A 12,659-nucleotide genomic window follows, 5' to 3' on the forward strand; every position below is an offset into this window, starting at 1 on the left:
TCACAATATGTTGCATAATGGCAACAGCTATCTGGCTTGCTCTTGCCCTGATTGCGACCCATATCGCCGGGAAGCTATAGTTTGGCTTCTGTTTTTGGGAAGGCTGTCCGCGCAGCCTGTGGATGCATGCACAAAGAAGACCATACGCTCGCGGCCCAACGTTCCTCGGGCCGCAAGCAGGAAGACGGCCTGTGGGAAACCGCAAAGGTCATCATACAGGCGTTGGCCATCGCCTTCTTCGTGCGCACCTTCTTCTATCAGCCGTTCAACATCCCGTCGTCGTCCATGTACCCGACGTTGAAGATCGGTGATTATCTCTTCGTTTCAAAGCTTTCCTACGGTTATGGAAAGTACTCCTTCAACTTCAGCATGGGGCTCGGCAACTCCACGCTCTTCGCCTGCTGCCCCTTCGACTTCCCGGGCCGCAAGGTGCTGGCGGATACGCCAAAGCGCGGTGACGTTGCTGTCTTCAAGCTGCCGACCGACACCAACATCGACTACATCAAGCGCGTGATCGGGCTCCCGGGTGACCGCATCCAGGTGCGTGACAGCGTGCTCTACATCAACGACGTGGCCGTGCCGCGCGTGCGGGTCGAGGACTATGTCGATCCGTCGGGCGAGGGCCATGGCACGCCCATCCCGCAATACCGGGAAACCCTGCCCAACGGCGTGAGCTACAACACCCTCGACATCACCCCCACGGGTGATGCCGACAACACGCCCGTCTATGAGGTGCCGGAAGGTCACTACTTCATGATGGGCGACAACCGCGACAACTCCCAGGACTCCCGTTATCTCAACGTGGTGGGCTATGTCCCGATCGAGAACTATGTCGGCCGTGCCGACATCATCTTCTTCTCGATCTCGCCCAACGCCGTTTTGTGGAAGCCTTGGGAGTGGCCGTTCCTCACCCGATGGACCCGCTTCTTCAACCTGATCTGATGCCGCATCCTCTACCGAACGGACGGGCACCACTGGCAAAACTCAGCGACCGGCTCGGATACGAGTTCGGCGATCATGAACTCTTGCATCAGGCGCTGACGCACGGTTCCTCCGGTCGCAAGGCGAAGGACTATGAGCGTCTCGAGTTCCTGGGCGACCGGGTGCTGTCGTTGGTAATTGCCGATCAGCTCTTCCACAACCATCGCAAGGAAAAGGAAGGCAAGCTTGCCGCCCGCCACAGTGCCATCGTCAGGGGTGACGTCTGCGCTGCCGTGGGCGAGGCCATGGGCCTTCATGACTTCATCAAGGTGGGCGACACCGAGAAGAAGAGCGGCGTGCACAAGATGAAGTCGGTGCTCGGCGACGTGGTGGAAGCCGTGATCGGCGCCGTCTACATCGACGGCGGGCTGGAAGCGGCGCGCAAGGTCATCCTGCATTTCTGGAAAGAGGCGCTGCAGCACCCGGACACGGTGCAGAAGGATGCCAAGACCTTCGTGCAGGAATGGGCGCTGGCACAGGCGCTGGCGCTGCCGAAATATGAACTCGCAAGCCGTCAGGGACCGGAACACAAGCCGCAGTTCACGGTGCGGCTGCTGATCGACAATCACTCGGAGGCGCATGGCGTCGGCCCGACCAAACAGGCAGCGGAAATGGCGGCAGCGACCGCCTTCATCGCCCGGGAGCAATTGCGTTGAGCGACACATCACAGGGCCCGCAGCGCTTCGGCTTTGCCGCCATCATCGGCGCGCCGAATGCGGGCAAGTCGACGCTGGTGAACCAGCTTGCCGGCAGCAAGATTTCGATTGTCAGCCACAAGGTGCAGACAACGCGGGCCCGCATCCGGGCCATCATCGTGGAAGGCCAGTCACAGGTGGTGCTGGTGGATACGCCCGGCATCTTCGTGCCGCGCCGCAAGCTCGATACGGCCATGGTGGATAACGCCTGGGCCGGCGCTTCGGAGGCCGACGCCGTGCTGGTGCTGGTGGATGCCCGACGCGGAATCGACGAGCAAGTGGAGCGCATCTTCGCGCACCTCGCCAAGGAAAACCGCAAGGCCATGCTGGTCATCAACAAGACCGACCTTGTGCGCCATGAGGAGTTGCTGCCGCTCGCGCAGAAGCTCAATGAGGCTCATCCTTTCACCGAGACCTTCATGGTGTCGGCGCTCACCGGGTCCGGCATCGAAAAGTTGAAGCAGCGCCTCGTGTCGATGATGCCTGAGGGGCCCTGGCACTATCCGGAAGACCAGATCGCTGACGTCAACCTGCGCTTCCTCGCGGCAGAGATCACCCGCGAGAAAATCTACGAGCGTCTCCACGAAGAACTGCCCTATTCCTCCACCGTGGAAACCGAAACCTGGGAGGAAATGAAGGACGGTTCGGTCAAGATCGGGCAGGCGATCTTCGTTGCCCGCGACGGCCAGAAGGCGATTGTCGTGGGGAAGGGCGGCCAGATGGCCAAGACCCTGGGCCAGCTTGCCCGCGCCGACATGGAGAAGGCCTTCGGGCGGCGCGTCCATCTCTTCCTTTTCGTCAAGGTGCGCGAGAACTGGGCCGAAGATCCCGAGCGTTTGCGCATGATGGGGCTCACGCTGTAATCTCGGGCCATGGAATGGCGTGACGAGGGAATCATCCTTGCCGTTCGGCCCCATGGCGAAACCTCTGCCATTGCCGAAATCCTGACGGCTGACCATGGCCGCTGCCTCGGCCTTGTCCGCGGTGGACGAGGACGCCGCCTGCGGCCCCTGTTACAGCCGGGCAATCATGTGGGCTGCGTCTGGCATGCGCGGCTTGAGGAACACCTCGGCCACTTCGTGCTGGAGCCGCTGCACCTGCAGGCGGGCCTCATCATCGATGAGCCGCTACGCCTCCTTGGCGTCACCTCGATGACGGCGCTGGCGCAACTGCTGCCGGAGCGCGAACCGCATCCCAAGCTTTTCTCCGCCCTGCAGGTGGTGCTGGCGAGTATCGATCAGGACACCGTGTGGCCGGCGCTGCTGGTGCGCTGGGAAATGGGCCTTCTTGATGAGCTGGGATTCGGCCTCGACCTCAGCAAGTGCGCGGCGACCGGCGTCAGCCATGACCTCATCTACGTCTCGCCCAAGTCGGGCCGGGCGGTGAGCCGGGAGGCAGGCGAACCCTATCACCAGCGCCTGTTCCAGTTGCCGGGTTTCCTGCGGGGCGAGGGGCTGGGCGGCGATGGCGAGGTGATGGATGGGCTTCGCCTCACGGGCTATTTCCTTGAACGCCATGTTTTCGGCCCAAGGGCCGTCGATATGCCCCAGGCCCGCCAGATGCTGCAGGAAAAGCTGGGCCAAAGGACGCATTGAACGGCAGCCCGCCCTGCCGCTAGGGGTGCAGGACCAGAACCGGAGTTTTTCATGATCGGCCGCCTCAACCACGTTGCCATTGCCGTGCCCGACCTTGCCGCGGCAGCGAACCAGTATCGCAACATGCTGGGTGCGAAGGTCTCGGCGCCGCAGCCGGAACCGGCCCACGGCGTCACCGTTGTCTTCGTGGAACTGCCCAACACCAAGGTCGAGCTGCTGGAACCCCTGGGCGAGAATTCGCCAATTGCCGCGTTCCTTGCCAAGAACACCTCCGGCGGCATTCATCACATGTGTTTCGAGGTGGATGACATTCTTGCCGCGCGTGACAGCCTGAAGGCGTCGGGTGCGCGCGTGCTGGGCGACGGCAACCCGAAGACGGGCGCCCACGGAAAGCCAGTGCTCTTCCTCCACCCCAAGGATTTCAACGGCACCCTGATCGAACTGGAGCAGGCATGAACTGGATTTCCTCCCTCGCCATCTTCTTCATCATCTGGTGGACGGCGCTCTTTGCGGTGCTGCCTTTCGGGGTGCGCAACAGCGTTGAAGCGGGCGCCAAGGTGCAGGAGGGCCACGACCATGGCGCACCCGTTGCTCACGGCCTCCGCTGGAAGCTGGTGGTGACGACGGTGGTGGCGCTGGTGATCTTCTTCGGCGTGCGATACCTGTTGGTGAACGGCTATCTGGACCTCATGGACCCGGCCTACCTCAAGGACGCGCCCAAACTCTGATCACTGTCTTGCGCGCTTGTCCTCGATGTCGGGGGCTTGCGGGAAGCGCGACTGCAGGTCGCGATCGGTGACGCTCATGTGATTGCGCGTATACTGCTCGGAGGCCTTGCGCAGCGGCTGGAAATCCCACGGGAAGAGCGAACCCTTCTTCATGGCCTCGAACATCATCAGGCGGGCCTGCTGGCTTTGCAGTACCTCCGCATGAATGCGGGGAATGTCGAACTTCGCTTCCACTTCCTTCCGCATCGATGCAGCCAGCGGATGCGTGGACGCAAGATTGGTCCGCTCTTCCGGATCGTCCTTGATGTTGAACAGCTGATCCGGATCGACCGGCGAGTGGATGAACTTCCATGGTCCCCTGCGCAGCATGTACATGGGCGCTATGGCACCTTCCGCCAGATACTCGCCCCACGCGGTGTGCTCCGGATTCTCAGGCGTACCCTCAAGCAGCGGCACAAGCGAGCGGCCATCGACGGGGCGCGCCAGCTTCAGCGACTTGCCTTGGCCCAGGTGAGAAAGCGTGGGCAGGATGTCTGCGAGTGTCACGGGCTCCGCAACACGGCGCGGCCGGAAGCGCTTCGGGTTCCACACCAGCATGGGCACATGGGCCGAAGGCTCGAGGTAACTCATCTTGTACCAGAGGCCGCGTTCGCCCAGAAAGTCGCCGTGGTCGGAAGTGAACACCACCACGGTGTTGTCGATGAGGCCGGTTGCTTCCAGCGTATCGAGCAACTTTCCGACCAGTGAATCGACATAGGAGATGTTGGCATAATAGCCGTGGCGCGCGGCGCGAAGGTCGGCTTCGGTCACGGTGTAGTCGTCCATCGCCGACACATCGTAGAGGCGCTGGCTGTGCGGATCGAGATCGGCGCGGGCAAGGCGCGGCGTGGCGGGAAGGTCGATCTCCTCATTCTGGTACATGTCCCAGAACTGCTTGCGGGCGGCGTAGGGGTCATGGGGATGGGTGAAGGACACCATCAATGCCAGCGGCTTGTCGCCGTCGAAGCGGACGTGATCGTAGATCTTCCGCGTCGCCTGGAAGGCCACGTCGTCATCGAATTCGAGCTGGTTGGTGATCTCGGCGATGCCGGGCTGCAGCACGCTGGTCATGTTGTGGTACCACCAGTCGATGCGTTCCTGGCGGAGGCGCCAGTCCGGCGTCCAGCCGAAGTCGGCGGGGTAGATGTCGGTGGTCAGGCGCTCCTCGAGGCCGTGGAGCTGGTCGGGGCCGACGAAATGCATCTTGCCCGAAAGGCAGGTCTTGTAGCCCTCCATGCGGAGATAGTGCGCCCAGGTGGGGATGGCGGAAGGAAACTCGGCAGCGTTGTCGTAGACGCCCGTCCGGGAGGGCAGTAGTCCGTTCATCACCGTGGCCCGGGCAGGTGCGCAGAGGGGGCTGGTGGAGTAGGCGTTCTCGAAGACCACGCCTTCCGCAGCGAGGCGGGAAAGGGCAGGAGTCTTCACAAGCGGGTGGCCATGAAAGGGCAGGAAGCGGGCTGCCATCTGGTCGGCCATGACGAAGAGAATGTTGGGTTTTGCAGTCTGAGCCATTATGTGGGTCCCATGAAATCCGCGATCCTGTTGCTGATCCGCCTCTATCAGGTGAGTTTATCCTCCCTGATGGGCCGGCAGTGCCGCTTTCTTCCGACATGTTCGGACTATGCGCGTCAGGCAATCGAGAAACACGGGGTTTGGTGCGGCGGCCGGTTGGCCCTCAGGCGGATTTCACGCTGTCACCCGTGGGGTGGTGAGGGGTTCGATCCGGTTCCCGAGCATCCGGATTGCGCGCACCACAAATAGAAAAGGGCCGGATTTCTCCGGCCCTTGGCAATTCGGTATGGTCTCTGGATCAGAAGGCCCAGATGGCGCCGAGGCGCACTTCATGATCGTCGAAGTCGTGGACGCTCACGTCGCAGCATGCTTTGGTGTAGTCATCGCCCTTGAAGCGCGTGAAGAGATAGTCGAGGCGGAGGCGAAGATTGTCCGTGACGGCGTGTTCCACGCCACCACCGACGGTCCAGCCCCAGTGATCGCCCTTGATGTGATCAGGGGTGGCGGCGCCATTGATGCCGTCGAGGTCGCCACGGGCATAGGCCACACCGCCGGTTGCGAAGAGCAAGGTGTCATCGAAGGCAACGCCCCAACGGCCGCGGAACGTGGCGATATGATCCATCGAGAAGGCGAAGTCGCCGCCGGCTTCTTCGTTGGTGGCGATGTTGCCGGTGGTGCCCCAGTCGGCTTCAAGACCGAGCACGAAGTTGTTGAACTGGTGGTTGTAGCCGGCGAGCGCGCCGCCTTTCCAGCCGCAACCGGACATTTCCCAATCGGTCGGGCCAGCGTTGTCGGTGAGCGTACCGTCGATGCAGGTGGCACCAACCCAGGCACCCACATAGAGGCCTGTCCAGTCATAGGTCGACTGACGGAGTTCTTCGGTCGGCGGCGGCGGGACATCGAGGTCCGCAGCGAGAGCAGAAGCCGCCGGCAGGAGCGCTGCGGTGGACAAGGCAAGAGCAAGAAGCAGTTTTTTCATGTTGGTACCCAGTTACAGTTAACTCTGTCAGTGGGGCCAACATGACTTGTTAAGGTTAACGGCGCGTTTCTGAAAAATTGAGAAAGTCTTAATTTCGATGGCTTTTTTCAGGCTTCTTGATTTTGGGAGCCGGGCGGGGCAATCCCCAATTGCACAGATGATTTGCCTACCCGGGTCTGTGGCCGGGAGTGGGCAGGAAGGACAGACAGATGATCACCGTGACATTCCCCGATGGCGCCAAGCGCGAATTCGAATCGGGCACCACGGCAGGCCAGGTGGCCGCCGCCATTTCAAAATCCCTCGAGAAGAAAGCCGTCGCTGCCGTGATCAACGGCCAGCTCTCGGATCTCGCCGATCCGCTGACTGCTGACGCGAAGCTGGAAATTGTGGTGCGTGACGATCCGCGCGCCCTCGAGTTGATCCGGCATGACTGTGCCCACGTGCTCGCTGAAGCAGTGCAGGAGCTGTTTCCCGGCACGCAGGTGACGATCGGACCGGTGATCGAGAACGGCTTCTATTACGACTTCTTCCGCAACGAGCCGTTCACGCCTGCCGATTTCCCGGCCATTGAAAAGAAGATGCGGGAGATCATCCAGCGCGACAAGCCGTTCACCAAGAGCACCAAGACCCGCGACGAGGCGAAGGCCTTCTTCCGCGCCAAGGGCGAGAATTTCAAGGTCGAGCTGGTCGATGCCATTCCCGGCAACGAGGACATCAAGTTCTACGATCAGGGCGGCTGGATTGACCTGTGCCGCGGGCCACACATGACGTCGACGGGCAAGATCGGCAGCGCCTTCAAGCTGATGAAGGTGGCCGGCGCCTATTGGCGCGGCGACAGCAAGAACCCGATGCTGACCCGCATCTATGGCACGGCGTGGCACAACGACAAGGACCTGCAGGGCTATGTGACTGCCCTCGAAGAGGCCGAGAAGCGCGACCACCGCAAGCTGGGCCGCGAAATGGATCTGTTCCATTTCCAGGAAGAAGGCCCGGGTGTCGTCTTCTGGCATCCCAAGGGCTGGACCATGTTCCAGCAATTGATCCAGTACATGCGCCGCCGCCTGAACCGGCTCGGCTATGACGAAGTGAATGCGCCGCAGCTGCTCGACAAGAGCCTGTGGGAGATTTCCGGCCATTGGGGCTGGTACAAGGAGGCGATGTTCTCGGCGAAGCCTGCGGGCGATGATGCCGAAGACAACGAACGCATCTACGCGATCAAGCCGATGAACTGCCCGGGCCACGTGCAGATCTTCAAGCACGGCCTGCGCAGCTATCGCGAATTGCCGATGCGCCTTGCCGAGTTCGGCAACGTCCACCGCTACGAGCCTTCGGGCGCGTTGCACGGGCTCATGCGCGTGCGTGGCTTCACCCAGGACGACGCCCACATCTTCTGCACGCCCGAGCAGATGGCCAACGAGTGCTTGATGATCAATGATCTCATTCTCTCGACCTATCGCGACTTCGGCTTCGAGCAGATCGTGGTGAAGCTGTCGACGCGGCCGGAAAAGCGCGTCGGCTCCGACGACGCATGGGATCGCGCCGAAGGCATCATGAGCAAGGTGCTGGAACAGATTGCCAGCGAGAGCGGCGGCAAGATCAAGACCGCCATCAATCCGGGCGAGGGCGCCTTCTATGGCCCCAAGTTCGAATACGTGCTGCGCGATGCCATTGGCCGCGACTGGCAGTGCGGCACCACGCAGGTGGACTTCAATCTGCCTGAGCGGTTCGGTGCCTTCTATATCGGCGAGGACGGCAACAAGCATGTGCCGGTGATGATCCACCGCGCCATCTGCGGCTCCATGGAGCGCTTCCTCGGCATCCTGATCGAACACTTTGCCGGGCACTTCCCGCTCTGGCTGGCACCCACGCAGGTGATGGTCTGCACCATCACCTCCGAGGCGGATGCCTACGCGGCAGAAGTCTGCAAGCAGCTCAAGGATGCAGGCCTTCGCGCCGAGGCCGATCTCCGCAACGAGAAGATCAACTACAAGGTCCGCGAACACTCGGTGACGAAGGTTCCGGTCATTCTTGTTGTGGGCAAGCGCGAGATGGATGACAAGGCGGTCAACATCCGCCGTCTCGGCAGCCAGGAGCAGAAGGCCATGACCCTGGCCGATGCGCTGTCCAGCCTCAAGGCCGAGGCGACACCGCCCGACCTGCGCTGAACCCCCGACTGAACCGGGCTGGGCATGATCCCGTATGGAGGTCATGTCCAGCACCATCATCATCGGAACATCCGGCATCGGCGGAGCCCTCGCGCGGCACTTGGCGGCAGCGGGTTCGTCCCTTCACCTCGTTTCACGGAATCCTGAGCGCCTGTCGGCTCTCGCGGCCGAGACGGGGGCGACCCATGCGGTTGCTGACGTGACCCAGGAGGGCGCACTCGAAGCCGCGATTGCAGCTGGCGGTCCTGCAATTGACGGGCTGGCCTATTGCGTGGGCTCCATCAACCTGAAGCCGCTTTCGCGCGTGACCGAGCAGGATGTCCTGGCTGATTTCCAGCTCAATGCGGTGGGCGCATTCCGCGCCGTGAAGGCGGCACTTCCCGCCCTCAAGGCCTCCGGCCAGCCCTCTGCATCCGTCCTCCTGTTCTCGACCGTGGCCGTGCAGCAGGGCTTTGCCTCGCACACGTCGGTAGCCATGGCGAAGGGCGCCATCGAAGGCCTGACCCGCACCCTTGCGGCAGAGCTTGCGCCCAAGATTCGCGTCAACGCGATTGCACCGTCGCTGACGCGTACACCGCTCGCGTCGGCCCTCACCGCCAACGAGCAGACGGCTGCAGCCATTGCCGGCCTGCATCCGCTGCAGCGCCTCGGTACGCCGGAGGATGTGGCGGCCCTTGGAGCGCTGCTTCTGTCGCCGCAATCGGGCTGGATCACGGGGCAGGTGATCGGGGTGGATGGCGGCCGGTCCAGCCTGCGCGGGCGGGGCTGATGCGGGGTGTCGCCAAGGCCGACCTCCCCACCAAGACCTGCGCCACCTGCGGCCGCCCCTTCACGTGGCGGAAGAAGTGGGAAAGGGTCTGGGCCGAGGTCAAATACTGCAGCGACAAATGTCGCACCTTGAAAAGTAACAAGACAAGTTCCAGATAACCCGCCTATAAGGGTGCATCATGGAAATCGGACTCTATACCTTTGCCGACGTCGCTGCGGGCCATCCCGAGCTTGCCGGCCAACGCCTTCGCAATCTCGTGGAAGAAATGGAACTCGCCGATCAGGTGGGGCTCGATATCTTTGCCGTGGGGGAACACCATCGTGCTGACTATGCCGTATCGTCACCCGCCGTGGCGCTGGCCGCTGGTGCGGCGCGCACAAGGCGCATCCGCCTGTCGAGCGCTGTCACCGTTCTGAGTTCGGACGATCCCGTGCGCGTCTTCCAGCAGTATTCCACCGTCGACGGACTTTCGAACGGCAGGGCCGAGATCATGGCGGGACGGGGGTCGTTCATCGAATCCTATCCGCTCTTCGGCTACGACCTCGATGACTACGACGCGCTCTTCGCCGAGAAGCTCGATCTTCTGATGAAGCTGCGCGACAGCGAGCACATCACCTGGGAAGGGTCGCTGCGGCCATCGCTCAACGGTCAGGGCATCTATCCGCGCCCCGAACAGAAGAAGCTGCCGATCTGGATCGCGGTGGGCGGCACGCCGCAATCGGTGGTGCGCGCGGCCTCGCTTGATCTTCCCATGGCGCTGGCCATCATCGGCGGTGATCCGCGCCGCTTCCAGCCGTTCTTCGCGCTCTACCGCGATGCCCACGGCAAGTCCGGACACGATGCAAAGACGATCCAGCTGAGCCTCAACATGCATGGCTTCGTCAGCGACACGGACGCGAAGGCGCGCGACACCTATTCCGCTGCGCATCTTGAAGTGATGAACCGCATCGGCCGTGAACGGGGCTGGCCGCCGCAGGGCCGCGAGCATTTCGATGCCTCGTGTGGCCCCACCGGCAACCTCATCGTCGGCAGCCCCGAGCGCGTTGCCGACCGCATCATCGAGCTGCATTCGATCTTCAGGAACACGCGAATCATGATTCAGATGGCGATCGGCACGGTGCCTCATTCCGAACAGATGAAGGCGATTGAACTGATGGGCACGAAGGTGGCGCCGAAAGTGCGCGCCGCGGTTGGAGGTGTGCAATGAGTTCTTCCCAACGTTCCGGATCCGATGCCGGGTGATGCCGCCGCAGCGGATGCGATCGATCTTGTCATCGTGCCGCGCGCCCGTGACATCGGCAGCTTCGAGGTGCGCCGGGCGCTGCCCTCGGCTGAAAGGCAGATGGTGGGACCTTTCATCTTCTTCGACCAGTTCGGGCCGGTGCTGATGAAGGCGGGGCAGGGCATGGACGTGCGCCCGCATCCGCATATCGGACTTTCCACCGTGACCTGGGTCTATGACGGCGTGATCCAGCACAAGGACAGCCTTGGCTTCGACCAGCCGATCAAGCCCGGTGAACTCAACTGGATGACGGCGGGCAAGGGCATCGTCCATTCCGAGCGCACGCCACCGATGGAGCGGACGGCAGGGCAAAAAGTCTTCGGCATCCAGAGCTGGGTGGCGCTGCCGAAGACGCACGAGGAGATCGCGCCCAACTTCGAACACGTTGCCGATGCCGCACTTCCCTTGCTCTCCGACAAGGGGCGGAGCGTTCGAATCATTGCGGGCAGCATGTATGGCGAACGCTCGCCGGTGAAGACGGCCTCTGACCTGTTTTATGCCGATGTGGTGCTGGAGGCGGGCGCGCGGCTGCCTCTTCCTGCAGAGCACGAGGAGCGCGGCATCTACATCTCGGAGGGTTCACTCACCATTGCGGGCGACACGCACGAGGCAGGCCGTTTGCTCGTCTTTAAGCCCGGCGACGAGATCACGCTCTCGACCGAGACCGGTGCCCGCTTCATGATGCTGGGCGGTGAACCCATGGATGGGCCGCGCTACATCTGGTGGAATTTCGTGTCTTCTTCGAAGGACAAGATCGAGGCCGCCAAGGATGACTGGAAGCGGGCGCGCTTTTCCATCGTGCCCGGCGACGAAAAGGAATTCATCCCGCTTCCGGAGACGTGACGTCTCAATTGCCGAGCATGATGTCGCGCGCTTCGCCTTCCGTGATGTGGAAGGAGGCGGTGAGGCTTTCGGAGCCGACGCGCGCGATGGCGGTGTAATCGCCGGGCGTCAGCGTCACACTGGCGTTGAGGCCGTTGATGCCGGTGAGTGCGGTTTCTTCGCCGCGGCGGATTTCCCATTTCACCGCCGCAGAGGGAGCGCCCACATAGGAGAGGCGGGCGAGCCCGGCGCGATGATCGATCTCGACGGCGCTCATCATGCCGGCGGTGACCTTGACGTCCATCACGGCCTCGGCATTGCCTTCGCCCATGCGGCTTTCGATACGGTATTGCCCGGCGGCGAGGTTGATCACTTCGCCGGGGACAGCACTTTCATCGACGAGCCGTCCGCGGGCCTTGCCCGTGAGGGCGAAGATCCGCGTGCGGGTCGCGAGGCCTGCCGCTTCCACGCCCTTGATGCGGGGCAGGACACGGAGCGCGCCGGCATTGAGCACGAAGCGCATGTCCATGCGGGTGCCTTCCAGCAGGCTGAAATCCTCTTCCATGTCGACGGCACCGAAGCGCATGGAGACGCTGTAGTCGCCGGGCTGAAGCGCCATGGCGGCGGTCGTCGCATCGCTGTTGAAGACAACGCCGCCCTGGGCATTGCGCACCAGCCAGTGCACATTCCGGAGCAGGGATGAAGACTGGTCGGTCAGACGGGCGGAGAGGGTGGCCATCTCCTGTCCGGGAGGCACCTGGCCCACCGCCACCTCATGCTGGGAGGAAGGCGAGATCGATCCGGTCTGGTCGTTCTCGGGTGCAAGGTCGGGCTGGGCGGCCGGGAAGGCGGGTCCGGCGGCAAGGTTCAGTGAAAGCGCAACGCACGAAAAAAAGGCCGCCAGACGGAGGTTGTTGTTTTTTCCCGTCTGGCGGCGTGTGTGCGAAGGACGGGTGCAGGCGTCCATCGTCAATCCCCTGTATCCACTCTGTTGGCGCCATCCCTGCGCCGTACTCCCCAAGCCTCATCGGCCGGCAATCGGGAGTGAACACCAAGCTTGAAGCTGGGGCAATGAATTGACTAACCAATGGT

Annotated in this window: 15 protein-coding genes; 12 read left to right on the forward strand and 3 right to left on the reverse strand. The window is 62.5% G+C overall.

All coding sequences use genetic code 11. From position 1 onward, the window contains the following. Window positions 1-126 precede the first annotated feature (126 nt). The 6 genes from lepB to QM801_RS06360 are packed head-to-tail and all read left to right on the forward strand — an operon-like array spanning window position 127 to window position 3,999. On the forward strand, window positions 127-942 hold the full coding sequence (gene lepB, locus QM801_RS06335; protein ID WP_415018365.1) for a signal peptidase I: 816 nt from the start codon (window positions 127-129) through the stop codon (window positions 940-942). Further along, entirely contained in the window at window positions 942-1,637 is a 696-nt protein-coding gene (gene rnc / locus QM801_RS06340; RefSeq protein ID WP_415018366.1) for a ribonuclease III, read from the forward strand. The genes lepB and rnc overlap by 1 nt, the downstream gene beginning before the upstream one ends. Further along, entirely contained in the window at window positions 1,634-2,539 is a 906-nt protein-coding gene (era, locus tag QM801_RS06345) for a GTPase Era (RefSeq protein WP_415018367.1), read from the forward strand. Before rnc ends, era begins: the two co-directional genes overlap by 4 nt. 9 nt (window positions 2,540-2,548) lie before the next feature. Then, entirely contained in the window at window positions 2,549-3,271 is a 723-nt protein-coding gene (gene recO / locus QM801_RS06350; RefSeq protein ID WP_415018368.1) for a DNA repair protein RecO, read from the forward strand. 51 nt (window positions 3,272-3,322) lie between these two features. Beyond that, window positions 3,323-3,727, forward strand: a complete 405-nt coding sequence (gene mce, locus QM801_RS06355; RefSeq protein WP_415018369.1) for a methylmalonyl-CoA epimerase — start codon at window positions 3,323-3,325, stop codon at window positions 3,725-3,727. After that, complete coding sequence (locus QM801_RS06360; RefSeq protein WP_415018370.1) at window positions 3,724-3,999, forward strand: DUF1467 family protein; 276 nt, start codon at window positions 3,724-3,726, stop codon at window positions 3,997-3,999. Before mce ends, QM801_RS06360 begins: the two co-directional genes overlap by 4 nt. Here QM801_RS06360 and betC read toward each other — a convergent pair whose 3' ends face one another. Further along, window positions 4,000-5,550 (reverse strand): choline-sulfatase, encoded by a 1,551-nt coding sequence (gene betC, locus QM801_RS06365; RefSeq protein ID WP_415018371.1) that lies wholly within the window; start codon window positions 5,548-5,550, stop codon window positions 4,000-4,002. A gap of 12 nt (window positions 5,551-5,562) precedes the next feature. Here betC and yidD point away from each other — a divergent pair, with 12 nt between their 5' ends. Further along, window positions 5,563-5,799: a membrane protein insertion efficiency factor YidD gene (gene yidD, locus QM801_RS06370; RefSeq protein WP_415018372.1), complete on the forward strand. Its 237-nt coding sequence runs from the start codon at window positions 5,563-5,565 to the stop codon at window positions 5,797-5,799. A 49-nt stretch (window positions 5,800-5,848) separates the two neighbouring features. Here yidD and QM801_RS06375 read toward each other — a convergent pair whose 3' ends face one another. Then, window positions 5,849-6,529 (reverse strand): outer membrane protein, encoded by a 681-nt coding sequence (locus tag QM801_RS06375; RefSeq protein ID WP_415018373.1) that lies wholly within the window; start codon window positions 6,527-6,529, stop codon window positions 5,849-5,851. Between the two features lie 209 nt (window positions 6,530-6,738). Here QM801_RS06375 and thrS point away from each other — a divergent pair, with 209 nt between their 5' ends. The 5 genes from thrS to QM801_RS06400 are packed head-to-tail and all read left to right on the forward strand — an operon-like array spanning window position 6,739 to window position 11,588. After that, on the forward strand, window positions 6,739-8,694 hold the full coding sequence (gene thrS / locus QM801_RS06380) for a threonine--tRNA ligase (protein ID WP_415018374.1): 1,956 nt from the start codon (window positions 6,739-6,741) through the stop codon (window positions 8,692-8,694). Window positions 8,695-8,737: 43 nt separating this feature from the next. Then, complete coding sequence (locus tag QM801_RS06385; RefSeq protein WP_415018375.1) at window positions 8,738-9,463, forward strand: SDR family NAD(P)-dependent oxidoreductase; 726 nt, start codon at window positions 8,738-8,740, stop codon at window positions 9,461-9,463. After that, complete coding sequence (locus QM801_RS06390; RefSeq protein ID WP_415018376.1) at window positions 9,463-9,621, forward strand: DUF2256 domain-containing protein; 159 nt, start codon at window positions 9,463-9,465, stop codon at window positions 9,619-9,621. Before QM801_RS06385 ends, QM801_RS06390 begins: the two co-directional genes overlap by 1 nt. A gap of 20 nt (window positions 9,622-9,641) precedes the next feature. Beyond that, complete coding sequence (locus QM801_RS06395) at window positions 9,642-10,670, forward strand: LLM class flavin-dependent oxidoreductase (protein WP_415018377.1); 1,029 nt, start codon at window positions 9,642-9,644, stop codon at window positions 10,668-10,670. Window positions 10,671-10,694: 24 nt separating this feature from the next. After that, window positions 10,695-11,588, forward strand: a complete 894-nt coding sequence (locus QM801_RS06400; RefSeq protein ID WP_415018378.1) for a pirin family protein — start codon at window positions 10,695-10,697, stop codon at window positions 11,586-11,588. 4 nt (window positions 11,589-11,592) lie between these two features. Here QM801_RS06400 and QM801_RS06405 read toward each other — a convergent pair whose 3' ends face one another. Beyond that, window positions 11,593-12,534 (reverse strand): hypothetical protein, encoded by a 942-nt coding sequence (locus QM801_RS06405; protein WP_415018379.1) that lies wholly within the window; start codon window positions 12,532-12,534, stop codon window positions 11,593-11,595. Window positions 12,535-12,659: the final 125 nt, after the last annotated feature.

The sequence above is a fragment of the Aestuariivirga sp. genome, from assembly GCF_047600585.1.
Lineage (GTDB): Bacteria > Pseudomonadota > Alphaproteobacteria > Rhizobiales > Aestuariivirgaceae > Aestuariivirga.